The sequence below is a fragment of the Pseudomonas vancouverensis genome, from assembly GCF_004348895.1.
GTDB lineage: Bacteria > Pseudomonadota > Gammaproteobacteria > Pseudomonadales > Pseudomonadaceae > Aquipseudomonas > Aquipseudomonas vancouverensis.
In genome coordinates, this window is record NZ_RRZK01000029.1 from 169442 (window position 1) to 192711 (window position 23270).

20 protein-coding genes are annotated in these 23270 nt (G+C 60.3%); 12 read left to right on the forward strand and 8 right to left on the reverse strand.

The features are described 5' to 3' along the window. Nucleotides 1-38 precede the first annotated feature (38 nt). The gene (locus EIY72_RS21270) at nt 39-980 is read left to right on the forward strand and encodes an AEC family transporter (RefSeq protein WP_093226743.1); all 942 of its coding nucleotides are present in this window, start codon (nt 39-41) and stop codon (nt 978-980) included. Here EIY72_RS21270 and EIY72_RS21275 read toward each other — a convergent pair. The 7 genes from EIY72_RS21275 to gatC form a co-directional block, all read right to left on the reverse strand. After that, nucleotides 977-2452: a PhoPQ-activated pathogenicity-related family protein gene (locus tag EIY72_RS21275; RefSeq protein ID WP_093226742.1), complete on the reverse strand. Its 1476-nt coding sequence runs from the start codon at nt 2450-2452 to the stop codon at nt 977-979. The two genes, EIY72_RS21270 and EIY72_RS21275, sit on opposite strands and share 4 nt — an antisense overlap. A 225-nt stretch (nt 2453-2677) precedes the next feature. Then, nucleotides 2678-3058 carry a carboxymuconolactone decarboxylase family protein gene (locus EIY72_RS21280; protein WP_093226741.1) on the reverse strand — a complete coding sequence of 127 codons (381 nt, stop codon included), beginning with the start codon at nt 3056-3058 and terminating at the stop codon, nt 2678-2680. Then, entirely contained in the window at nt 3055-4116 is a 1062-nt protein-coding gene (locus EIY72_RS21285) for a calcium/sodium antiporter (RefSeq protein WP_093226740.1), read from the reverse strand. Before EIY72_RS21285 ends, EIY72_RS21280 begins: the two co-directional genes overlap by 4 nt. A 50-nt stretch (nt 4117-4166) precedes the next feature. Next, nucleotides 4167-4541 (reverse strand): septal ring lytic transglycosylase RlpA family protein, encoded by a 375-nt coding sequence (locus tag EIY72_RS21290; protein ID WP_093226739.1) that lies wholly within the window; start codon nt 4539-4541, stop codon nt 4167-4169. Between the two features lie 148 nt (nt 4542-4689). Further along, a complete protein-coding gene (gene gatB, locus EIY72_RS21295; protein ID WP_093226738.1) occupies nt 4690-6135 on the reverse strand; it encodes an Asp-tRNA(Asn)/Glu-tRNA(Gln) amidotransferase subunit GatB in 1446 nt (481 codons plus the stop codon). Between the two features lie 10 nt (nt 6136-6145). Then, nucleotides 6146-7597 (reverse strand): Asp-tRNA(Asn)/Glu-tRNA(Gln) amidotransferase subunit GatA, encoded by a 1452-nt coding sequence (gene gatA / locus EIY72_RS21300; protein ID WP_093226737.1) that lies wholly within the window; start codon nt 7595-7597, stop codon nt 6146-6148. Between the two features lie 16 nt (nt 7598-7613). Next, nucleotides 7614-7901, reverse strand: coding sequence for an Asp-tRNA(Asn)/Glu-tRNA(Gln) amidotransferase subunit GatC (gene gatC, locus EIY72_RS21305; RefSeq protein WP_093226736.1), 288 nt, complete (start codon nt 7899-7901; stop codon nt 7614-7616). A 211-nt stretch (nt 7902-8112) separates the two neighbouring features. Here gatC and mreB point away from each other — a divergent pair, with 211 nt between their 5' ends. From mreB to tldD, 8 genes are all read left to right on the forward strand, one after another. After that, a complete protein-coding gene (mreB, locus tag EIY72_RS21310; protein ID WP_002555108.1) occupies nt 8113-9150 on the forward strand; it encodes a rod shape-determining protein MreB in 1038 nt (345 codons plus the stop codon). Between the two features lie 143 nt (nt 9151-9293). Continuing rightward, nucleotides 9294-10409 carry a rod shape-determining protein MreC gene (mreC, locus tag EIY72_RS21315; protein WP_093226735.1) on the forward strand — a complete coding sequence of 372 codons (1116 nt, stop codon included), beginning with the start codon at nt 9294-9296 and terminating at the stop codon, nt 10407-10409. Next, the gene (gene mreD, locus EIY72_RS21320; RefSeq protein WP_093226734.1) at nt 10409-10900 is read left to right on the forward strand and encodes a rod shape-determining protein MreD; all 492 of its coding nucleotides are present in this window, start codon (nt 10409-10411) and stop codon (nt 10898-10900) included. The genes mreC and mreD overlap by 1 nt, the downstream gene beginning before the upstream one ends. 43 nt (nt 10901-10943) lie before the next feature. Then, nucleotides 10944-11540 (forward strand): Maf family protein, encoded by a 597-nt coding sequence (locus EIY72_RS21325; protein WP_093226733.1) that lies wholly within the window; start codon nt 10944-10946, stop codon nt 11538-11540. Nucleotides 11541-11597: 57 nt separating this feature from the next. Then, the gene (gene rng, locus EIY72_RS21330; protein WP_093226732.1) at nt 11598-13055 is read left to right on the forward strand and encodes a ribonuclease G; all 1458 of its coding nucleotides are present in this window, start codon (nt 11598-11600) and stop codon (nt 13053-13055) included. 75 nt (nt 13056-13130) lie between these two features. Next, complete coding sequence (locus EIY72_RS21335) at nt 13131-16934, forward strand: YhdP family protein (protein ID WP_093226731.1); 3804 nt, start codon at nt 13131-13133, stop codon at nt 16932-16934. 69 nt (nt 16935-17003) lie between these two features. Beyond that, nucleotides 17004-17858, forward strand: a complete 855-nt coding sequence (locus EIY72_RS21340) for a carbon-nitrogen hydrolase family protein (protein ID WP_093226730.1) — start codon at nt 17004-17006, stop codon at nt 17856-17858. A 12-nt stretch (nt 17859-17870) separates the two neighbouring features. Beyond that, nucleotides 17871-19313, forward strand: coding sequence for a metalloprotease TldD (gene tldD, locus EIY72_RS21345; RefSeq protein WP_093226729.1), 1443 nt, complete (start codon nt 17871-17873; stop codon nt 19311-19313). Between the two features lie 49 nt (nt 19314-19362). Here tldD and yjgA read toward each other — a convergent pair whose 3' ends face one another. Beyond that, nucleotides 19363-19887, reverse strand: coding sequence for a ribosome biogenesis factor YjgA (gene yjgA / locus EIY72_RS21350; protein ID WP_077045279.1), 525 nt, complete (start codon nt 19885-19887; stop codon nt 19363-19365). A 108-nt stretch (nt 19888-19995) separates the two neighbouring features. Between yjgA and pmbA the strand changes: the two genes are divergently transcribed. The 3 genes from pmbA (at nt 19996) to EIY72_RS21365 (ending at nt 23270) form a co-directional block, all read left to right on the forward strand. Further along, the gene (pmbA, locus tag EIY72_RS21355; RefSeq protein ID WP_093226728.1) at nt 19996-21342 is read left to right on the forward strand and encodes a metalloprotease PmbA; all 1347 of its coding nucleotides are present in this window, start codon (nt 19996-19998) and stop codon (nt 21340-21342) included. Between the two features lie 163 nt (nt 21343-21505). Continuing rightward, on the forward strand, nt 21506-21913 hold the full coding sequence (locus EIY72_RS21360; RefSeq protein WP_093226727.1) for a FagA protein: 408 nt from the start codon (nt 21506-21508) through the stop codon (nt 21911-21913). Continuing rightward, nucleotides 21894-23270 carry a class II fumarate hydratase gene (locus EIY72_RS21365; RefSeq protein WP_093226726.1) on the forward strand — a complete coding sequence of 459 codons (1377 nt, stop codon included), beginning with the start codon at nt 21894-21896 and terminating at the stop codon, nt 23268-23270. Before EIY72_RS21360 ends, EIY72_RS21365 begins: the two co-directional genes overlap by 20 nt.

Sequence of the window (23270 nt, forward strand, 5' to 3'; positions counted from 1 at the left end):
TTAGCTCACTAACGACGCTCACCCAAGGTTCTCCCGGCATGCTGGCAATCTTCCTCGAAACCCTGAACATCACCGCGCCGGTGTTTGCCATGCTGTTTCTGGGTGTGCTGCTCAAGCGCATCGACTGGATCAACGACAACTTCATCCACACCGCGTCGGCCCTGGTGTTCAACGTCAGCATGCCGGCGCTGCTGTTTCTGGGCATCCTGCATGCCGATCTGCATGCCGCGTTGAAGCCGGCGTTGCTGATCTACTTCTCCGTGGCAACCCTGGTGTGCTTCGCGATTGCCTGGGGCTGGGCGATCCTGAAATGCCCGCGGGAGGACCGCGGGATCTACACCCAGGGTGCCTTTCGCGGAAACAACGGGGTGATCGGCCTGGCACTGGCGGCGAGCATGTACGGCAGCTACGGGATTTCCCTCGGGGCAATCCTCGCGGCGCTGGTGATCCTGTTCTACAACACCCTGTCGACCATCGTGCTGGCGGTGTACAGCCCGGTGATCAAGTCCGATCCCTGGAGTATCTGCAAAAGCGTGTTCAGCAATCCGCTGATCATCAGCGTGATTGCGGCTGCACCCTTCGCCTATTTCCAGATCGGCTTGCCGGGCTGGCTCGAGACTTCCGGTCAGTATCTGGCACAAACCACCTTGCCGCTGGCGCTGATCTGCATTGGCGGCACGCTATCGCTGGCGGCGCTGCGCAAAAGCGGCAATCTCGCGCTGAGTTCGAGCCTGGTGAAGATGATCGGTCTGCCAGTGCTGGCAACGCTGGGCGCGTGGCTGTGGGGCTTTCGCGGGGCGGAGCTGGGGATTCTGTTTCTGTACTTCGGCAGCCCGACCGCCGCGGCCAGTTTCGTCATGGCCCGGGCGGCGGAAGGCAATCACGAGCTGGCGGCAGCCATCATCGTGATCACCACGTTGATGGCTGCCGTGACCACTAATATCGGCATTTTTTTGCTGCAGTGGGGCGGCTGGATCTAGCGGCTTGCCAGGTCCGGCAAGGTTTTGCACAGCGGCCCGGTCTCCGGTGGCGGGGAGGTCGGGTAGCGATCAGGCGTGATGGTGACCGGTGTGGTGGCGACGAAACCATCGGCAAAGGTCGCCTCGACAAATGTCGCTGTCCAGCCTTGCTCTGGCATCGCGATCTGGATCTGGGCGCTTAGCGGGGTCGAGGGGCTGATGTGTCTCGGTTCGTAGCGGACTCCGCAGGCATCGCGGAAATCGCGGGCCAACGGGTTTACCGCAGTCCATTGCGTCACTTGAATCGGTGCCTCGCTGAATTGCAGCGACACGCTATTGCCGGTTGTCTGGCGGGTCTGGATAGTCGGCAACGGTCGTTCCTGCTGCCAGCGATTGACCACTGAAATCAGTGAGTTTTCAACAAACTGCCGGATCCCGCCGTGGCTCGAATTTGGCGCGATACGCAAACTCTTCGGGCCTGGTAGTTGATCAAAGTAAAAGCCCGAGTTGTCGGGCGCGAAAAAATCATCGCTGCTGGCATTCACTACGTATTTTGGAATCGCCAGGCGATCGGCATAGGCGCTGTCCAGGTAGGTCAACGGATCCACGACTTTCATCAGTTTCTTGAAGTTCTCGCTGTGCCGCTGACGGAGAATCCCCTCTGCATAGTAGTCATAGAATGCCAGCGGCCAGTTTTTTCCAAAGGTCTGAAGGGTGTGCTCGAAGACCCTCTCGGTATTAAGACCGTCGATGACAAAGGGCACGACAGCGTTGACTCGCTCATCGGCAATTGCCGAGAGCCAGGCCGCCCAGGCCCGTTTCGATACGCCGCTGGCAATGAATCGTTCAACTTGCCAAGGGGCAAGTTCCTTCTGGGCCAGATCCATGGTCTTGACCAGCGCAGCCATCATCGGAACATGAGCGGATAGATAAGGGCGCGCTTCAGGGTTTTCCAGAAACAACTTCCAGCTATGGGCAACACTTGAGTCTTCTGTACGGGCAAGGCCATCATCGGCATAGATCAGGTATTGATTGGGAATATTACTGAGGGAAATAACAATGGTGCCGGTTTTACGTGCAACTTCCAGTGCCATGGCTTGGGTAAAGTCTGTAGGGTCGGAAGTCGTCTTGTTGCTGGCCGGTATGTTGGTGCCGTTATTGGCTACAAGTACCGCCTGCCCGCGGGCGGCGTTTTGTGGGATGTATATATCAACGTCATGCTTCCATTGTTCCGGACTGACCCGCCCCTCGGGAGACCAGTGCTGCGAGGACAGCTCGAAGCGGCGCTTTTCAACACCGGGGAATACCTCGACGCCTTTTGCGACGTAGAGTAAGGGTTTGGCGTGTTGTTCTTGTTTATAACAGTTTAATACTTCGCTGAAGTTGTTCGGGTTGCCGAGACATTGATTGGTTGAAGTATCGGCCTGCGTACTGAAGCTGGAAAAGGCAAGAATGCAGGTGCTCGAAAGAGCAAGACAAAGACTGGAGCGCATGGAATGTCTCTCAATGGTTGTATTTGTTTGATTTGTTATTGCGGAAACTTATGCGACCGGTAAAGATTGTCTTTGTCAGGGCGATATTGAAAGTGCTTTTCGCTATTGTTGTTTTTCTGGATATTTGTATTGGGAAGTTGCAAGCGTAACTGTCGGGGGAGTTGATTCTTCAGGCGTCCATTCAACGGGAAAACCAGGATTTCCCGTTGAATGATGGTTCTGGAGTTACTGCGCTGTCTGGTATTGCTCGATCACTTCCTGCGCCGCGCGAAACGCATCGATCGCCGCCGGCACGCCGGCATATACCGCACAATGCAGCAGCGCCTCGCGAATCTCTTCCACGGTGCAGCCATTGTTCAGTGCGCCGCGCACGTGGCCTTTCAGTTCCTGCGGGCACTTCAGCGCCGTGAGTGCAGCGAGGGTGATCAGGCTGCGGGTTTTCAATGGCAGGCCTTCGCGATTCCACACGCCGCCCCAGGCGTGTTCATTGACGAAGTCCTGTAGCGGTTGAGTAAACTCCGTGGCATTGCCCAGCGCGCGGTCGACGAAGACATCGCCCATCACTTGGCGGCGGACTTCAACGCCGGATTTTTTGTTCTCGGTCATGGGATTTCCTTCTTGTGGTGTTGGCGACGCCAGGCGCGCAGCGACGTGAATAGCAGGAACGCTACCAGCGCTGGCAGGACGAAAAACAGCATCAGGTTCTCGAGTTTGCTTGCCAGGGGCATGCCGGTGGTGAAAGACACCACATGCAGCCCATAAGCCAGGTACAGGCCGAGCAAGAGCAAGCCTTCGGCGCGGGTGACCCGATAACCGGAATAGAACACCGGTAGGCACAGGACTGCGACGCCGAGCATCACCGGCAGGTCGAAATCCAGGGCGTTGGGCGATACCGACAGCGGCGTGGGCGCTATCAGTGCGGTCAGGCCGAGCACACCCAGAAGGTTGAACAGATTGCTGCCGATCACGTTGGCCACGGCGATTTCCCGCTCGCCGCGAAGCGCTGCGATCAAGGACGTCGCCAGTTCTGGCAGGGAGGTGCCGATGGCGACGACGGTCAGGCCGATGATCCGCTCCGACAGGCCCAGGTCGGTAGCCACTGCCACCGCCGCGCCAAGCAGCAGGTGTCCGGCATAGATCAGCATCGCCAGCCCGCTGACGATCATCAGCAGGCTGGTAATCCAGGGGGCCTGAGCATGATGCTCGTGACTCGACACCGGACGCGTTGAATGTCGTGACTGGCGGAACAACAAGCCAAGGTAGAGCGCCAATGCGGCGAGCAGGATCATGCCGTCGCTGCGCGTCAGCTCTTCATTCCAGGCCAGTACGGTCACCAGCAGGGCTGCGCCGATCATCAAGGGAATGTCCAGGCGCACCAGTTGCCGGGAAACCCGTAGCGGGATGATCAGCGCGGACAATCCGAGGGTAACGAGGATGTTGAAAATGCTGCTGCCGATCACGCTTCCGACGGCAATGTCGGCGTTGTCGGTCAGGGTGGCTTGCAGGCTGACCGCCATCTGCGGTGCGCTGCTGCCCAGGGCAACAATGGTCAGGCCGATGATCAGTGGGCGTACACGCAGTCGTGCGGCAAGGCGTACCGCCGCGCGCACCATCAGCTCTGCACCGACGATCAGCAGGAGCAGGCCGCTGAACAGCTCGATCAGGTTGATCAGGGGAATATCGGCCAGTGCGAAAATGGTCAGGGCTCCCTCGGTTAGTCGTCGAGGGCCTGGACGCGCACCCGTGCGGTGCCACTTTGTAACATGCCCAGGCGTGCGGCGGCTGCATGGGACAGGTCGATCAGGCGGCCACGGGTGTGCGGCCCGCGGTCATTGATGCGGACCACGCAGGATTTGTCGTTGTTAAGGTTGGTGACCTTCACCCGGGTACCAAAGGGTAATTGGCGATGGGCAGCGGTCATGGAGTTCTTGTCGAAACGCTCGCCGCTGGCGGTGCGTTTGCCTTGGTGTTTTGCGCCGTAATACGAAGCTACACCGGTTTTGTCGTAGCCATGGGGGTCGACGGTTTCGTTGCTGGCGCAACCGGCCAGCAGGGAGAGCAGGGCGCAGGCGCCGAGTAGACGCATCATATTCAGTTTTCCCGAAACAATTGTGGGAGCGAGCTTGCTCGCGATAGCGTTCTGACAGTCAACTCATGGTTGAGTGCCGAAACACCATCGCGAGCAAGCTCGCTCCCACAGGGATCGGAGCCAGGCTTGAGAACTGGCTCCATTCCTATCAGCCCTCGAGCTTGCTTTTCAGCAGTTCGTTCACCTGTTGCGGGTTGGCCTTGCCCTTGGACGCTTTCATGGCCTGACCGACAAAGAAACCGAACATCTTGCCGCGCTTGGTTTCGTCTGCCGCGCGGTATTGTTCGACCTGCTCGGCGTTGGCCGCGAGCATTTCATCGAGCACCGCCGAAATGGCGCCGGTATCGGTCACTTGCTTGAGACCGCGCTTGTCGATGATCTCGTCCGCACTGCCTTCACCATTGGCCATGGCTTCGAACACGACCTTGGCGATCTTGCCGGAGATGGTGTTGTCCTTGATGCGCAGCAGCATGCCGCCCAGTTGCTCGGCGGTCACCGGCGATTCTTCGATGTCCAGGCCTTGCTTGTTGAGCAGGCTGCCCAACTCGACCATCACCCAGTTCGCCGCCAGTTTGGCGTCGCCACCGATGCTCGCGACTTTCTCGAAGTAATCGGCTTGCTCGCGGCTTGTGGCCAGGACGCTGGCGTCGTAGACCGACAGGCCGAATTGCTCCTGGAAGCGCTCGCGTTTTTGCGGCGGCAATTCCGGCAGAGTGGCGCGCACGTCGTTGAGGAACGAGTCCTCGATGACCACCGGCAGCAGGTCCGGATCGGGGAAGTAACGGTAGTCGTTGGCTTCCTCTTTGCTGCGCATCGGACGGGTTTCGTCCTTGTTCGGATCGTACAGACGGGTCTGCTGGATCACCTTGCCACCGTCTTCGATCAGCTCGATCTGACGCTGGATTTCGCTGTTGATCGCCTTCTCGATGAAGCGGAACGAGTTGACGTTCTTGATCTCGCAGCGGGTGCCGAACTCGGCCTGGCCTTTCGGGCGGATCGATACGTTGCAGTCGCAACGCAGCGAACCTTCGGCCATGTTGCCGTCGCAAATGCCCAGGTAGCGCACCAGGGCGTGGATGGCCTTGACGTAAGCCACGGCTTCCTTGGCGCTGCGCATGTCCGGCTCGGAAACGATTTCCAGCAGCGGCGTGCCGGCACGGTTCAGATCGATACCGGTGGCACCGTTGAACTCTTCGTGCAGGCTCTTGCCGGCGTCTTCTTCCAGGTGCGCACGGGTGATGCCGACGCGTTTGACCGTGCCGTCTTCCAGGGCGATGTCCAGGTGGCCCTTGCCGACAATTGGCAACTCCATCTGGCTGATCTGGTAGCCCTTCGGCAGGTCCGGGTAGAAGTAGTTTTTCCGCGCGAACACGTTGTGCTGGCCGATCTCGGCATCAATCGCCAGACCGAACATCACCGCCATGCGCACCGCTTCCTGGTTCAGCACCGGCAAGACGCCGGGCATGCCCAGGTCGATCAGGCTGGCCTGGGTGTTCGGCTCGGAGCCGAAGGTGGTGGAACTACCGGAAAAGATTTTCGACCGGGTGGTGAGCTGGGTGTGAATCTCCAGCCCGATCACGACTTCCCATTGCATGTGTGTCTCCTCAGAAGCCGGTTGGGGTGCGGGTGTGCCAGTCGGTGTTCAACTGATACTGGTGCGCAACATTGAGCAAGCGGCCTTCCTGGAAATACGGAGCGAGCAATTGCACGCCGACAGGCAGACCGTCAACAAAACCGGCCGGCATCGACAGGCCCGGCAGGCCGGCGAGGTTGGCGGTGATGGTGTAGACGTCTTCCAGGTAGGCAGCGACCGGGTCGCTGTTCTTGGCGCCAAGCTTCCAGGCCGGGTTCGGCGTGGTTGGGCCGAGGATGATGTCGACTTCGTTGAAGGCGGCCATGAAGTCGTTCTTGATCAAGCGACGAATCTTCTGCGCCTTGAGGTAGTAAGCATCGTAGTAACCGGCGGACAGTGCATAGGCACCGACCATGATCCGGCGCTGCACTTCCGGCCCGAAGCCTTCGCCACGGGAGCGCTTGTACAGGTCGATCAGGTTGACCGGGTTTTCGCAGCGGTAGCCGAAGCGCACGCCGTCGAAACGCGACAGGTTGGATGAGGCTTCTGCCGGGGCAATCACGTAGTACGCAGGAATCGCGTGCTGCATGTTCGGCAGGCTGATTTCCTTGATTACGGCGCCGAGCTTCTTCAGCTCTTCGACGCTGGCCATGACCAGGTCGGCGATGCGCGGGTCGAGACCGGCGCTGAAGTACTCTTTCGGCACGCCGATACGCAGGCCTTGCAGCGAGCCGGTGAGGCTGGCGCTGTAGTCCGGCACGGGCTCATCGATGCTGGTGGAGTCGTTCGGATCGAAGCCAGCCATACCTTGCAACAAAATCGCGCAGTCTTCGGCGGTGCGTGCCATTGGGCCGCCCTGATCGAGACTGGAGGCGTAGGCGATCATGCCCCAACGAGAAACACGACCGTACGTCGGTTTCAGGCCGGTAAGGTTGGTCAAAGCAGCGGGCTGACGAATGGAGCCGCCAGTGTCGGTGCCGGTGGCCGCTGGTAGCAGACGAGCGGCAACGGCTGCCGCCGAACCGCCGGACGAACCGCCCGGAACGTGTTCGAGATTCCACGGGTTTTTCACCGCGCCGTAGTAGCTCGACTCGTTGGCCGAACCCATGGCGAACTCGTCCATGTTGGTCTTGCCCAGGGTCACGGCCCCGGCAGCCGCCAGTTTGGCGACGACGGTGGCGTCGTAAGGGGCCTTGAAGTTGTCGAGCATCTTCGAGCCGCAGCTGGTGCGAATGCCCTGGGTGCAGAACAGGTCCTTGTGGGCGATCGGCGCGCCGAGCAGGGCGCCGCTCTCACCGCTGGCACGGCGCGCGTCGGCGGCTTTCGCCTGCTCGAGGGCCAGCTCTTCGGTGAGGCTGATGAAGCTGTTGAGCTGCGGATCGAGCTGGGAAATGCGCGCCAGCAGGACTTTGGTCAGCTCTTCGGAGGAAAACTTTTTATCGGCGAGACCGCGGGCGATCTCGGCCAGAGTCATTTGATGCATTGCAGGCTCTTTCCCTTTAGTCGATGACTTTCGGAACCAGATACAGGCCGTTTTCGACCGCTGGTGCGATGGACTGGTAGGCCTCGCGGTTATTGGTCTCGGTCACGACATCTGCGCGCAGGCGCTGGCTGGCTTCCAGAGGGTGGGCCAGGGGCTCGATGCCGTCGGTATTGACCGCCTGCATTTCGTCGACCAGGCCGAGAATGCTGTTGAGGGCCGAAGTAATGTGTGGAAGATCGGCATCATTGAGGCCAAGGCTGGCCAGATGAGCGATTTTTTCCACGTCGGAGCGTTCTAGCGCCATCGGGTTTCTCCAGTGGAAAACAGGACGGACGGCGTCCGTGTGTTAGATTGTCGGAACACTACCGCACTTCTACGGTCATAAGGCCGCGATTGTGGGGCTTGGTGCACAGAAAAGCGGCCAATTTAACATATTGGCGCCTTGCCCAAAATCCCTGTCGTTGTTAGAGTTTGCCGCACTTTTTTACCCACGCGTTGCCTAGGGTCCCTTTCCCATGTTCAAGAAACTGCGTGGCATGTTTTCCAGCGATCTTTCCATTGACCTGGGCACTGCCAACACCCTTATTTACGTGCGCGAGCGCGGTATCGTCCTGAATGAGCCCTCCGTTGTGGCCATTCGGACACACGGTAACCAGAAAAGTGTCGTTGCTGTCGGCACCGAAGCCAAGCGCATGCTCGGCCGTACACCGGGCAACATTGCTGCCATTCGTCCGATGAAGGACGGCGTAATCGCCGACTTCAGCGTGTGCGAAAAAATGCTGCAATACTTTATCAACAAGGTTCACGAAAACAGCTTCCTGCAGCCTAGCCCTCGTGTGTTGATCTGCGTTCCCTGCAAATCCACCCAGGTTGAGCGTCGCGCCATCCGTGAATCGGCCCTCGGTGCCGGTGCACGTGAAGTATTCCTGATCGAAGAACCAATGGCCGCTGCCATCGGTGCCGGCCTGCCGGTTGAAGAAGCGCGCGGTTCGATGGTCGTCGATATCGGTGGTGGTACTACTGAAATCGCGCTGATCTCCCTGAACGGTGTGGTCTACGCCGAATCCGTACGCGTCGGCGGCGACCGCTTCGACGAAGCGATCATCACTTATGTGCGTCGCAACTACGGCAGCCTGATCGGCGAATCCACCGCCGAGCGCATCAAGCAGGAAATCGGTACCGCTTACCCGGGCGGCGAAGTTCGCGAAGTCGACGTTCGTGGCCGTAACCTGGCGGAAGGCGTTCCACGCGCATTCACCCTGAACTCCAACGAAGTGCTGGAAGCTCTGCAAGAGTCCCTGGCAACCATCGTTCAGGCTGTGAAAAGCGCACTGGAGCAATCGCCGCCGGAACTGGCTTCCGATATCGCCGAGCGTGGCCTGGTACTGACCGGTGGTGGCGCATTGCTGCGTGACCTCGACAAGTTGCTGGCCCAGGAAACCGGTCTGCCGGTGATTGTTGCCGAAGACCCGTTGACCTGCGTTGCTCGCGGCGGTGGCCGTGCATTGGAAATGATGGATAAACACACCATGGACCTGCTTTCCAGCGAGTAAATCGCCGGATCGCCTCTATGCTGTTGAGCGCGCAGGCGGCACTTTGCAGTGCTGCCTGTTCGCGTTTATCTTCTGTCAGTCTGCATCCAGGCCGGTTTGCTGCCGTATGAATAAAGAGAACATTTGCCTGGGAGGAGCGGCTTATTAAACCGCTTTTCGCCAAAGGCCCCTCACTGGGCGTGCGCCTGTTGGTGCTGGTCGTGCTATCGGTCGCGCTGATGGTGGTCGATGCCCGCTTCAGTCTGCTCAAGCCTGCACGCAGCCAGATGTCGCTGGTGCTGATGGATGCCTACTGGATCACCGACCTGCCCGGACGGCTGTGGGAAGGTGTGGCCAGCCAGTTCGGCAGCCGGACCGAGCTCGTCGCCGAAAACGAAAAACTCAAGACCGAGAATTTGCTGCTGCAGGGGCGCATGCAGAAGCTTGCCGCCCTGACCGAGCAGAACGTTCGACTGCGCGAGTTGCTCAACTCCTCTGCACTGGTCAACGAAAAGGTCGAAGTGGCCGAGTTGATCGGCATGGACCCCAACCCCTTCACCCATCGCATCATCATCAACAAGGGTGAGCGCGACGGCGTGGTGCTTGGTCAGCCGGTGCTCGATGCCCGTGGCCTGATGGGGCAGGTGGTCGAGTTGATGCCGTACACCTCCCGGGTCCTGCTGTTGACCGATACGACCCACAGCATTCCGGTGCAGGTCAACCGTAACGGTCTGCGTGCCATTGCCAGCGGCACTGGCAACCCAGAGCGCCTTGAGCTGCGTCATGTCGCCGACACCGCCGATATCAAGGAAGGCGACCTGCTGGTCAGCTCCGGTCTTGGCCAGCGTTTCCCGGCGGGTTACCCGGTGGCAACGGTCAAGGAAGTGATTCATGACTCGGGGCAGCCGTTCGCCATCGTCCGTGCCATACCGACGGCCGCACTGAACCGCAGCCGCTATCTGCTGCTGGTGTTCAGCGACAATCGTACCGCTGAAGAACGTGCCAACGATGCAGCCCAGGCCCAGGAAAACCTCGATGCCCAGGGCGGTGGCCCGATCATCCCGGCAACCGTGCCGAAACTGGTCAATCCGACGGCTCCTGCTGCTCCTGCTGTTCCGGCGACCACGCCTGCTGCGGCTCCGGCGGCGACCCCGGCCAAGCCAGCCACGACGCCGGCCAAGCCTGCCGCGCATCCTGCGGCCGCCAAGCCACCGGCTGCTGCCAAGCCTGCCGCGAAACCGCCAGCCTCCGCGCCGGCCACTCCTGTGGGGAGAGAATAATGGGTGGCGTAAAAGCATCCCGAAACGGCTGGATAGTCTGGGTGACGTTTGCCGTTGGTCTGCTGCTGAGCGTTTCGCCCTTGCCGCAGTTCATGGAAATCCTCCGGCCGCTGTGGCTGGCCTTGTTGCTGGCGTTCTGGGCGTTGAATCTGCCGCAGACCGTCGGGATGGTCACGGCGTTCTGCCTGGGTCTGGCTGAAGACGTGCTCTATGGCACCTTATTGGGCCAGAACGCCTTGATCCTGACCCTTATCACCTATCTGGTGCTGGCGCTGCAACAACGCCTGCGGATGTTCCCGATGTGGCAGCAGAGCCTGGTGATCCTGGTGATTTTCGGCCTCGCCCAGCTCGTTCAGTTGTGGCTGAGCGCCCTGACCGGCAATCGCCAGCCAACCCTGGCGCTGGTGCTGCCCGCACTGGTCAGCGCCTTGCTTTGGCCGTGGGTGAGTTTCGGTTTGCGCGGATTGCGTCGACGCTACAAAATCAATTGATTTGGTCAGGCATTTGCCCGTACCTCGACAGGGAGATGTCTTGATGAAGCTGTTGTACCTCGCCTCCGGATCGCCCCGTCGACGTGAATTGCTCACGCAGATCGGCGTTCCCTTCGCCGCCGTCAGTGCGGACATCGATGAAACCCCTTTGCTTGAAGAATCCCCTGCGGCCTATGTCGAGCGCCTGGCGTGCGGCAAGGCCCGGGCCGGGCGTGAGCGGGTCGTGTCCGACGTGCCGTTCTGCGTACTGGGTGCCGACACGGCTGTCGTGCTGGACGGAAAAATTCTTGGCAAACCGGTTGATCAAGCCGAAGCCTGCGCCATGCTGATGATGTTGTCGGGGCGCGAGCATCAGGTCCTGACCGCGATTGCCGTGCTCGACGGCGAACATTGCGAGTCGCGGGTAGTCGTCAGTCGGGTGCGTTTTCGAAACATCAGTCGTGATGAAGCGGCGGCCTACTGGGCCAGCGGCGAGCCAAAGGACAAGGCAGGTGGTTATGGTATTCAAGGATTGGGTGCGGTGTTCGTCGCCGGGCTCGAAGGAAGTTACTCGGCGGTGGTCGGACTACCGCTGTGCGAAACCGCGGAACTGCTCGGCCATTTCGGCATACCCTGTTGGCAAACACAGCACGCGCATTGAGCGTCGCCCTGAACAGATGCGGCCATTATCGTGAACACGCCTGAACGAGACCCTGCCATGAGTGAAGAGATCCTGATCAACATCACGCCGATGGAATCGCGCGTGGCGGTGGTTGAAAACGGTGTTCTGCAAGAGGTCCATGTCGAACGTACGCAAAAACGCGGGATCGTCGGCAATATCTACAAAGGCAAGGTGGTACGAGTGCTGCCTGGCATGCAGGCGGCCTTCGTCGACATCGGCCTGGACCGCGCTGCGTTCATTCATGCGTCGGAGATTTCCCTGCGTGAAGGTCCTGCGGTCGAGAGCATCAGCGCTCTGGTGCACGAAGGCCAGAGCCTGGTGGTGCAGGTCACCAAGGACCCCATCGGCTCCAAGGGCGCACGCCTGACCACGCAGTTGTCGATCCCTTCGCGCTATCTGGTGTACATGCCGCGCACCGCTCATGTCGGCATTTCGCTGAAGATCGAGGACGAAGCCGAGCGCGAGCGCCTCAAGCAAGTGGTCACCGATTGCGTGGCCAAGGAAGGCATCAAGGAAGCCGGTGGATTTATCCTGCGCACGGCGGCCGAGGGCGCCGGCGCCGATGAAATCCTCATGGACATCCGCTACCTGCGTCGCCTCTGGGACCAGATCAATGCGCAGATCAAGACCATCAGCGCACCGAGTGTGATCTACGAAGACCTCGGCCTGGCGTTGCGTACCCTGCGTGACCTGGTGAGCCCGAAGATCGAGAAAATCCGCATCGACTCCCGGGAAACCTTCCAGAAAACCACGCAGTTCGTCGCCGAACTGATGCCGGAGATTGCCGATCGTCTGGAACATTACCCGGGCGAGCGGCCGATTTTCGACCTGTACGGCGTCGAAGACGAAATCCAGAAAGCCCTTGAACGCAAGGTCCCGCTCAAGTCCGGCGGTTATCTAGTGGTCGACCCGGCCGAAGCCATGACCACCATCGACGTCAACACCGGGGCGTTTGTCGGCCATCGCAATCTCGAAGAGACCATCTTCAAAACCAACCTCGAAGCCGCCACGGCCATCGCGCGCCAGTTACGCCTGCGTAATCTGGGCGGGATTATCATCATCGACTTCATCGACATGGAAGACGAGGAGCACCAGCGTCAGGTGTTGCGCACGCTGGAGAAACAGTTGGAGCGCGACCACGCCAAGACCAACATCATCGGCATTACCGAATTGGGCCTGGTGCAGATGACGCGCAAGCGCACCCGTGAAAGCCTTGAGCAAGTGCTGTGCGAACCCTGCAACTGCTGTCAGGGCCGCGGCAAGCTGAAGACTCCGGAAACGGTTTGCTACGAAATCTTCCGTGAAATCCTCCGCGAGGCTCGCGCCTATCAGGCGGAAGGCTATCGTGTATTGGCGAACCAGAAAGTTGTCGACCGTTTGCTCGATGAAGAGTCGGGCAACGTCGCCGAACTGGAAGGGTTCATCGGACGCACCATACGGTTCCAGGTGGAAACCATGTATTCCCAGGAACAATACGACGTGGTGTTGCTCTGAAGCGTTACGGTTTGACGGTTCGAGAACGGCTGGCCTCAGCTTTTTGCAGTATTTTTGCCACGGGAGCCAACTGACATGGACCGTCTGACACGCATTTTGGCCGCACTGACCCGCTGGGGTCTGGGCCTGTGCGCGTTGGTTTTGGTGCTCATGGCGCTTTACGTCAGCCTGGGCCGGGAGTTGGCACCCCTGGTGGCCGAGTACCGCGCCGAAGTGCAGGCCAAGGCCGCCGATGCCCTGGGCATGTCGGTGCAGATCGGCGAACTGGAAGGCAGCTGGAGCGGTTTCGCCCCCATCGTCTACGTGCATGACCTGACGCTAGGTGACGGCGCCAACGCCTTGCACCTGGACAAGGTGCGTGTGGTGCCGGACCTGTGGGCCAGCCTGCTGGCGCGCAAGCTGCGCATTGCCCACCTTGAACTCAGCGGCCTGAAGATCAGCCTCAAGGAAGGCGACGACGGTCAATGGGCGCTGGAAGGCTTGCCGGTGCAAGAGGACAAGCCACTCAATCCCGAACAGTTGCTCAATGACATGCAGATGGTCCAGCGGTTGTCAGTGCTCGACAGTCAGGTAACCCTGCAACCGTTCGCGCAGTCGCCGCTGACATTGAACTACGTCGGCCTCAGCCTGAAAACCGGTGCTACACGCCAGCGCCTTGATGCACGCCTGACGTTGCCCGATGGCCAGCCTGTGGCCATGAGCCTGCGCACGCGGGTGCGGGCCAGCGAGTGGAAGGATGGCCAGGCCGAGGTTTATCTGAGCCTCCCGCAAAGCGACTGGTCGAACTGGTTGCCTGAGCGTGTAACCCAGGAATGGAATTTCTCCGAGATCAAGGCCGGCGGTGAGCTCTGGCTGAATTGGGCCAAGGGCGGCGTACAAAGTGCGACCGTGCGGCTGAACGCCCCGCAACTCAAGGGCGCCTACGCAGAGCGCAAACCGGTGCAGATCAATAATCTGGCCCTCAACGGTTACTACCAGCGCAATGCCGAAGGGGCATTGATCACGCTGGACTCTCTGGCCATGAATCTTGGCGACACGCGTTGGGAGACTCGTGTGCAGCTCAAGCAGACGGCGGCCACCGAACAGGCCACTGAGCTTTGGCATCTGCAGGCCGACCGAATCAATCTCACCCCGCTGACACCTTTGCTCAAGGCGCTGGCGCCATTGCCTGAAGGGCTGGCCACTGTGGTTGAACGGCTCAAGGTCACCGGCGGCTTGCGCAATGTATTGGTCGACTTCCGCCCGAACGCCACCGATGACAGCAAGTTCGGCTTCGCCGCCAACCTCGATCAGGTCGGCTTCGATGCCTATCACGGCGCGCCAGCTGCGCGAAACGTCAGTGGCAGCATCAGCGGCGACCTGGGGCATGGCGAGTTGCGCATGGACAGCAAGGACTTCATGCTCCATCTCGACCCGATTTTCGCCAAGCCGTGGCAGTACATCCAGGCCAATGCCCGGCTGACCTGGAAGCTGGACAAGGAAGGTTTCACCCTGATCGCGCCGTACCTGAAAGTGCTCGGCGAGGAAGGCAAGATCGCTGGTGACTTCCTGATTCGCCTGCATTTTGATCACACCCAGGAAGATTACATGGACCTGCGGGTCGGCATGGTCGACGGCGACGGTCGCTACACCGCCAAATACCTGCCAGCGGTCCTCAGCCCGGCGCTCGACGAATGGCTGCGCACGGCGATTCTCAAAGGTGCAGTGGACCAGGGTTTCTTCCAGTACCAGGGCTCGTTGAACCACGATGCCAAGGATGTGGATCGCAGCATCAGTTTGTTCTTCAAGGTGCACGACGCCGAACTGGCATTCCAGCCGGGCTGGCCTCACGTCAGCAAAGTCAGTGGTGACGTGTTCGTCGAAGACAGCGGCGTGCGCGTTCTGGCCAGCAAGGGACAATTGCTCGATACCCAGGTCAGCGACGTCTACGTCAACATTCCCCATGTGCCGACGGGGCAGAAGGTTCATCTGTTCCTCGATGGCGATTTTGCCGGCGGCTTGGGAGATGGCCTGAAAATTCTTCAGGAAGCGCCGATCGGCACTGCCGAAACCTTTGCCAAGTGGCAAGGCGAGGGCGATCTGCAAGGCAAGGTCAAGCTGGATATTCCACTGGAGAAAGGCGAGCAGCCGAAGATCCTGGTCGACTTCAAAACCGCGAAGGCGCGCTTGAAACTGGCCGACCCCGAACTGGAGCTGAGCCAGCTCAAGGGTGATTTCCGCTTCGACAGCGACAAGGGGCTGAGTGGACAGAACATCAGCGCCCGTGCCTTCGACAAGCCTGTGACCGCGCAGATTTTCGCCGATGGCAGCGCCGGCAAGCTCAATACCCGCGTCACCGCTTCCGGCCAGGTCGAAGTCAAGAAACTTACCGATTGGCTTAAGGTGACCCAGCCGCTGCCGGTCAGCGGGGTGATTCCTTATCAGCTGCAACTGACGCTCAACGGCGCTGACAGTCAGTTGATGGTCAATTCCAACCTCAAGGGGGTTGCTGTCGATCTGCCTGCGCCCTTCGGCATGACCGCCGATACCGGGCGCGATACAACGTTCCGCATGACGTTGCAGGGGCCTGAACAACGTTATTGGGTCAACTACGGGAATCTGGCGAACTTCACTTTCGCGGCACCGCCGGGCAAGTTTGGCGACGGTCGTGGCGAGTTGCTGCTCGGTGGCGGCGAGGCTGTGTTGCCGGACGCCAAAGGCTTGCGCATACGGGGTTCGATGTCGGAGCTGGACGTTGGCCCGTGGAAGGGTCTGGTGGATAAGTACGCAGGCCAGGACCCGACCGGTAATGCCAAGCAGTTGCTCAGTGGTGTTGACGTCAAAGTGGGCAAGCTCAGTGGCGTGGGCACCACGCTCGATCAGGCTTCAATACAGCTGACACGCAAACCGTCTGCCTGGGCTATGCAACTCGACAGTCAGCAGATCAAAGGCAACGCCAACATTCCTGACGGGAAAACCCCGCCGATCGCCATCAATCTGCAGACCGTACGTTTGCCGGCGGCCGACCCGAAAGTGCAGGCCGATGAAAATGCACCAGACCCTTTGGCTTCGGTAGACCCGACGATTATCCCGGCGATGGATATCACCATCGATCAGCTGTATCAGGGCGCGGATCTGGTGGGGGCCTGGTCGTTGAAGATTCGTCCGACGGGCAAGGGCATTGCCTTCAGCTCGCTGGATCTGGGGCTCAAGGGCATCTTGCTGGTGGGCAGCGGCGGCTGGGAGGGCACTCCGGGTGCCAGTACCAGCTGGTACAAGGGGCGCATGAGCGGCAAGAACCTCGCCGATGTGCTCAAGGCCTGGGGGTTCGCGCCGAGTGTCACCAGCGAAAACTTCCGCATGGATGTCGACGGTCGCTGGCCCGGCTCGCCGGCCTGGGTCGCCACCAAACGCTTCTCCGGCTCCCTCGATGCCACGCTGAACAAAGGCCAGTTTGTCGAGGTCGAGGGCAGCGCTCAGGCTTTGCGCGTGTTCGGTTTGCTCAACTTCAACTCCATCGGACGCCGCCTGCGCCTGGATTTCTCCGACCTGTTCGGCAAGGGTTTGAGTTATGACCAGGTCAAGGGACTGTTGGTGGGGTCGAGCGGCGTGTACGTCACCCGTGAGCCGATCCGGCTGACAGGCCCGTCGAGTACCATCGAACTTGATGGCACCCTGAACATGGTGGCGGATCAGATCGATGCGAAGTTGTTGGTGACCTTGCCGGTCACCAACAACCTGCCAATTGCCGCACTGATCGTTGGGGCTCCGGCTGTCGGTGGGGCATTGTTCCTGATCGACAAGCTGATCGGTGATCGAGTCTCCCGTTTCGCCAGCGTGAAGTACACCGTCAAGGGACCATGGAAAGATCCGAAAATTACCTTCGACAAGCCTTTTTGAGTGCTTTTTCAAACGGCACTGCACAAGTCTATGGAGTAGCATGGCCGCATACGATCCCAGGAGTGCGCCATGTCTGTAGCGGTGATTCAAATGGTCAGTCAAAGCGATGTGCTGGCCAATCTGGCCCAGGCCCGTCGCCTTCTCGAGCAAGCCGCAGCCGGTGGCGCAAGGCTTGCGGTACTGCCGGAAAACTTCGCCGCCATGGGCCGGCGCGACATTGCCGACATCGGCCGCGCCGAAGCACTGGGTGAAGGGCCGATCCTGCCATGGTTGAAACAGACCGCACGCGACCTCAAGTTATGGATAGTGGCCGGTACCTTGCCATTACCGCCGGTGGATCAACCGACGGCAAAATCCCACGCCTGCTCGCTGCTGATCGATGATCAGGGCGAAACCGTGGCCCGTTACGACAAGTTGCATTTGTTTGATGTGGACGTGGCGGACAATCGTGGACGATACCGCGAATCCGATGACTATGCTTATGGCAGTGAGGTCGTGGTGGCGGATACGCCCGTGGGTCGGGTCGGTCTGACGGTTTGTTATGACTTGCGCTTTCCAGAGTTGTACAGCGAATTGCGCGCTGCAGGCGCGGAGTTGATCACCGCACCCTCGGCGTTTACCGCGGTGACCGGCGCGGCGCACTGGGATGTGCTGATACGCGCGCGCGCCATCGAGACCCAATGTTACGTGCTCGCGGCCGCCCAGGGTGGTACGCACCCGGGGCCGCGGGAAACCTTCGGTCATGCCGCCATCGTCGACCCTTGGGGGCGAGTGCTGGCGCAGCAGGATCGAGGCGAGGCCGTGCTGCTGGCCGAGCGCGACAGCAGCGAACAGGCGTCCATCAGGGCGCGGATGCCGGTGTCCAGTCACCGGCGCTTTTTCTCGCAGGGCGCCCGGCGACCTGCATCAGAACGACGAATTTAAGGCGTAAAGCATATGAGCGAGTTGTTGTCCTCAGTCAGTGAACACCTCCTGGCACCTGGCGGCGTAACCATCGAAAGCCTGCAAGGCGTGCTGGGCGATCTGGCCGGCCCTGGCATCGATGCGGCCGACCTGTATTTCCAGGGGCAGATTTCCGAGTCCTGGGCGCTGGAAGACGGCATCGTCAAGGAAGGCAGTTTCAACCTCGACCAGGGTGTCGGCGTGCGTGCACAGTCCGGTGAAAAAACCGGCTTTGCCTACAGCAACGCCATCACCCTGGAAGCCCTGGGCGCTGCCGCCCGTGCCGCCCGTTCGATTTCTCGTGCAGGGCAGAACGGCACGGTGCAGGCCTTCACCAGCCAGGACGTCGCCCAGTTGTATGCGCCGGACAACCCGCTGGAAGTGCTGACCCGTGCTGAAAAAGTCGATCTGCTCAAGCGTGTCGACGCCGCAACCCGCGCCCTCGATCCGCGTATCCAGCAGGTGACGGTGAGCATGGCCGGTGTCTGGGAACGCATTCTGGTGGCCTCCACTGACGGTGGCCTGGCCGCCGATGTGCGCCCACTGGTGCGTTTCAACGTTAGCGTGATCGTGGAGCAGAACGGTCGCCGCGAACGCGGTGGGCATGGCGGCGGTGGCCGTACCGATTACCGTTATTTCCTCAGCGAAGACCGCGCCATGGGCTATGCCCGTGAGGCGTTGCGTCAGGCGCTGGTCAATCTGGAAGCCATCCCGGCACCGGCCGGCACCTTGCCAGTGGTCCTGGGTTCTGGCTGGTCGGGTGTGCTGCTGCACGAAGCCGTCGGCCATGGCCTGGAAGGCGATTTCAACCGCAAGGGCAGTTCGGCCTACAGCGGGCGCATGGGTGAAATGGTTGCATCGAAATTGTGCACCATCGTCGATGACGGCACTCTGGCGGGTCGTCGTGGCTCGCTGAGTGTCGACGACGAGGGTACACCAACCGAGTGCACCACACTGATCGAGAATGGTGTGCTCAAAGGCTACATGCAGGACAAGCTCAATGCGCGCCTGATGGGCGTGGCCCGTACCGGTAATGGTCGTCGCGAATCCTACGCGCACCTGCCGATGCCACGGATGACCAACACCTACATGCTGGCCGGTGAAAGCGACCCCGAGGAAATCATCGCCTCGGTCAAGCGCGGCATCTACTGCGCCAACCTTGGCGGTGGCCAGGTTGACATCACCAGCGGCAAGTTCGTGTTCTCCACGAGCGAGGCGTACCTGATCGAGGACGGCAAGATCACCGCGCCGGTCAAAGGTGCAACGCTGATCGGCAACGGGCCGGAAGCCATGAGCAAGGTGTCGATGGTCGGTAACGATCTGTCGCTGGACAGCGGCGTGGGTACTTGTGGCAAGGATGGGCAGTCGGTGCCGGTGGGTGTCGGCCAGCCAACGCTGAAGATCGATGCGATCACCGTGGGTGGCACGGGCGCATAAAGAGGTGAAGCTGCGGGTGAGTCGCCTGGCGACTCACCCGGTCAGAGAATCAGCGCAGACCGCGTTGAGTCTCGTCCAGCTCACGGATGTACTTGAAGATTTTACGGCTGGACGCAGGAGGCTTGTTTTGCGCAACCTCGTGCTGGGCCTGACGGATCAGGGAGCGCAGTTGCTGGCGGTCCGCGTCCGGGTAGTCGACGACGAATTTTTCCAGAACGGCATCGTCGCCGGCAATCAGACGATCGCGCCAACGTTCCAGGTTATGGAAGCGTTCGTTGTACTGGCGAGTGGAGGCATCGAGTTGATCGAGCAAAACCAGAATCGCGTCAGTGTCCTGATCGCGCATCAGTTTGCCGATGAACTGCAGGTGCCGTTTACGCGCGATGTTCGCGGTGTGCTTGGGCGCATCAGCCAGAGCCCGGCGCAGAGCGTCGGTCAAGGGCAGTTTGTTGAGCAAGTCCGGCTTGAGCGTTGTAAGGCGCTCGCCGAGGTCAACCAGAGCATGCAGCTCGCGTTTGACCTGGGATTTGCTCTTTTCTCCCGTATCGAGGGAGTCGTCGTAAGAATCAACCATGGTGGCAGTCCGCAAAGAAACGCCGCCATGATAACCAGTCGGGGGCCAATTGTCCGGCCCGGTCGCTCGATGACCGTAACCGAAAGCAGAATTTGAGTGGAGAACAGCATGAGTGCAGTTGAAAGCGTCGGCCCACAAGCGTTGCCGGCACTGCAGGAACAAGTCGAGCAGATCATCGCTGAAGCCAAGCGCCAAGGCGCCAGTGCCTGTGAAGTGGCGGTGTCGCTGGAGCAGGGCTTGTCGACCTCGGTGCGCCAGCGTGAGGTCGAAACAGTCGAGTTCAACCGCGATCAGGGTTTCGGTATCACCTTGTATGTCGGCCAGCGCAAAGGTTCGGCAAGCACTTCGGCCAGCGGTCCGGATGCGATTCGCGAGACCGTCGCCGCTGCGCTGGCGATCGCCAAACACACCTCGGAAGATGAAGCTTCGGGCCTGGCGGACGCGGCGTTGATGGCGCGTGACCTGCAGGATTTCGACCTGTTCCACCAATGGGATATCACCCCGGAGCAGGCCATCGAGCAGGCGTTGGCCTGTGAAGCCGCAGCCTTTGCCGCCGACAGCCGGATCAAGAACGCCGACGGCACCACCCTCAGCACCCATCAGGGCTGCCGTGTATATGGCAACAGTCACGGCTTCATCGGCGGTTACGCGTCGACTCGGCACAGCCTGAGCTGCGTAATGATCGCCGAGGCCGATGGCCAGATGCAGCGTGATTACTGGTACGACGTGAACCGCCAGGGCACCTTGCTGGCTGATCCGGTGAGCATCGGCCAGAAGGCGGCGCAAAGGGCGGCGAGCCGCTTGGGCGCGCGTCCGGTGCCGACCTGCGAGGTGCCGGTGCTGTTCTCCGCAGAGTTGGCTGGCGGCTTGTTCGGCAGTTTCCTCTCGGCGATTTCCGGTGGCAGCCTGTATCGCAAGTCGTCGTTCCTTGAAGGCACCCTCGGTCAGAAACTGTTTCCGGAGTGGCTGACTATCGATGAGCGTCCGCACCTGATGCGTGCCATGGGCAGCGCCGCGTTCGACGGTGATGGCCTGGCAACCTACGCCAAACCGTTCGTCGAAAAGGGCGAGTTGGTCTCGTACATCCTCGGCACCTATTCCGGGCGCAAGCTCGGCATGCCGAGTACTGCCAACGCAGGCGGTGTGCACAACCTGTTCGTCACCCACGGTGATGAAGACCAGGCCGCGCTGTTGCGGCGCATGGGCCGTGGTTTGTTGGTGACCGAGCTGATGGGCCAGGGCCTGAACATGGTGACCGGCGACTATTCCCGCGGCGCGGCCGGTTACTGGGTCGAGAACGGTGAAATCCAGTTCGCCGTGCAGGAAGTGACCATCGCCGGCAACATGCGCGACATGTTCAAGCAGATCGTTGCCGTGGGTAACGATCTGGAATTGCGCAGCAACATTCGCACAGGCTCAGTGCTGATCGAGCGGATGACTGTCGCCGGCAGTTGATCCATCGCGTTACACAAAAAGGCGCGCCACCCATCGGGTGGCGCGCCTTTTTTATGCACCTTGCGCTGCGCGCACCCACAGGAAACTGCATGACTTGGATGGGCTTGTTTTGATTCTCGTTATCAACTAATAATAAATCTCATTATCGAATGAGTCCCCGATCATGAGTTCTGCCTTGCACGAGCAGCCTTACCTCGACAGTTGGCGCTGGATGAGTCGCCAGATCCGTTGCGCGATGTGCCCCGATGAACCGCGCCTGATCGACCATTATCTGGCCGAAGGCCGCTATCTCGCCTGTTGCACGGCAACCTCGCCCTGGACCGTCGCCGAAACCGCCTTCCGATTGTTGCTCGATACCGCCGCCGATGTCGCGCTGCCCTGGCACTGGCGCACCTACTGCCTCGACCAGGCCTGGCGCCCGCTGCGTGAACTCGAACGCCTCTCTTTGTGCAAATGCCGGCTCAAGCGCTGGCAGCGCTACACATGGCAACTGGCAACCTGCGAGTTGCAGCCTTCGATTCCTCTTTTAGAACTGGTGCAAGGATATTCAGATGAGCAAGACACGTATTGAGCGCGACAGCATGGGCGAGCTTCAGGTCCCGGTGGGCGCCCTCTACGGCGCACAGACCCAGCGTGCGGTGGATAACTTCCCGATCAGCGGCAAGCCGATGCCTGTGCAGTTCATCCGCGCGCTGATCCTGGCCAAGGCTGCCGCCGCACGGGCCAACATCGAGCTCAAGCAAATCAGCCAGGCGCAGGGCAAGGCTATTGTCGATGCTGCCCAAGGGCTGCTGGAGGGCGATTTCATGCAGCACTTCCCGGTGGACATCTTCCAGACCGGTTCGGGCACCAGCTCCAACATGAATGCCAATGAAGTGATTGCGACGCTGGCCAGCCGTCTGCTCGGCGAGCCGGTCAACCCGAATGATCACGTTAACTGCGGCCAAAGCAGCAATGACATCATCCCGACCACCATTCATGTCAGTGCTGCACTGGCGTTGCACGAGCAACTGCTGCCGGCGTTGACGCATCTGGTGCAGGTCATCGAGCACAAGGCCGAACAGGTTCATCACCACGTCAAGACCGGGCGTACGCACTTGATGGACGCCATGCCGGTACGCATGAGCCAGGTACTCAACGGTTGGGCGCAACAGCTCAAGGCCAACATCGGCCATCTGCAGGATCTGCTGCCGGCTCTGCAATCCCTGGCGCAGGGCGGTACGGCGGTCGGTACCGGGATCAATGCCCATCCGCAATTCGCCGCGCGTTTCAGCGAGCAACTGAGCAAGCTGACCCAGGTTCAGTTTCAGCCGGGCAAGGATCTGTTTGCGCTGATTGGCTCCCAGGACACTGCCGTGGCGGTGTCCGGCCAGTTGAAGGCCATCGCGGTGTCGTTGATGAAAATTGCAAACGATTTGCGCTGGATGAACTCAGGTCCCTTGGCGGGCCTTGGCGAGATCGAACTGGAAGCGTTGCAACCGGGTTCTTCGATCATGCCGGGCAAAGTCAATCCGGTGATTCCGGAAGCCACTGCCATGGTCGCCGCACAAGTCATCGGCAATGACAGTGTGATCACCATCGCCGGCCAATCGGGCAATTTCGAATTGAACGTGATGTTGCCGATCATCGCCCAGAACCTTCTGAGCAGCATCGAGCTGCTGGCCAATTCCAGCCGCTTGCTGGCGGACAAGGCCATCGTCAGCTTCAAGGTCAACGAAGAGCGGATCCAGCAGGCGCTGTCGCGCAACCCGATTCTGGTGACGGCGCTCAACCCGATCATCGGCTACCAGAAGGCCGCCGAGATCGCCAAGAAAGCCTATCAACAGGGTCGGCCGGTGATCGACGTGGCTCTCGAACACACCGACCTGTCGCGTCAGCAACTTGAAGAGCTGCTCAATCCAGAGAAGCTCACCGCCGGCGGCGTGTAA

Bases quoted from the DNA above. Each gene is read 5' to 3' on its own strand.
- EIY72_RS21340 (WP_093226730.1), top strand. From the start codon at position 17,004: ATGTCTGTAGCGGTGATTCAAATGGTCAGTCAAAGCGATGTGCTGGCC.
- EIY72_RS21360 (WP_093226727.1), top strand. From the start codon at position 21,506: ATGAGTTCTGCCTTGCACGAGCAGCCTTACCTCGACAGTTGGCGCTGG.
- yjgA (WP_077045279.1), bottom strand. From the start codon at position 19,887: ATGGTTGATTCTTACGACGACTCCCTCGATACGGGAGAAAAGAGCAAA.
- gatA (WP_093226737.1), bottom strand. From the start codon at position 7,597: ATGCATCAAATGACTCTGGCCGAGATCGCCCGCGGTCTCGCCGATAAA.
- EIY72_RS21365 (WP_093226726.1), top strand. From the start codon at position 21,894: ATGAGCAAGACACGTATTGAGCGCGACAGCATGGGCGAGCTTCAGGTC.
- EIY72_RS21325 (WP_093226733.1), top strand. From the start codon at position 10,944: ATGAAGCTGTTGTACCTCGCCTCCGGATCGCCCCGTCGACGTGAATTG.
- EIY72_RS21270 (WP_093226743.1), top strand. From the start codon at position 39: ATGCTGGCAATCTTCCTCGAAACCCTGAACATCACCGCGCCGGTGTTT.
- mreB (WP_002555108.1), top strand. From the start codon at position 8,113: ATGTTCAAGAAACTGCGTGGCATGTTTTCCAGCGATCTTTCCATTGAC.
- EIY72_RS21275 (WP_093226742.1), bottom strand. From the start codon at position 2,452: ATGCGCTCCAGTCTTTGTCTTGCTCTTTCGAGCACCTGCATTCTTGCC.
- EIY72_RS21335 (WP_093226731.1), top strand. From the start codon at position 13,131: ATGGACCGTCTGACACGCATTTTGGCCGCACTGACCCGCTGGGGTCTG.
- EIY72_RS21280 (WP_093226741.1), bottom strand. From the start codon at position 3,058: ATGACCGAGAACAAAAAATCCGGCGTTGAAGTCCGCCGCCAAGTGATG.
- gatC (WP_093226736.1), bottom strand. From the start codon at position 7,901: ATGGCGCTAGAACGCTCCGACGTGGAAAAAATCGCTCATCTGGCCAGC.
- mreD (WP_093226734.1), top strand. From the start codon at position 10,409: ATGGGTGGCGTAAAAGCATCCCGAAACGGCTGGATAGTCTGGGTGACG.
- tldD (WP_093226729.1), top strand. From the start codon at position 17,871: ATGAGCGAGTTGTTGTCCTCAGTCAGTGAACACCTCCTGGCACCTGGC.
- pmbA (WP_093226728.1), top strand. From the start codon at position 19,996: ATGAGTGCAGTTGAAAGCGTCGGCCCACAAGCGTTGCCGGCACTGCAG.
- EIY72_RS21290 (WP_093226739.1), bottom strand. From the start codon at position 4,541: ATGATGCGTCTACTCGGCGCCTGCGCCCTGCTCTCCCTGCTGGCCGGT.
- rng (WP_093226732.1), top strand. From the start codon at position 11,598: ATGAGTGAAGAGATCCTGATCAACATCACGCCGATGGAATCGCGCGTG.
- gatB (WP_093226738.1), bottom strand. From the start codon at position 6,135: ATGCAATGGGAAGTCGTGATCGGGCTGGAGATTCACACCCAGCTCACC.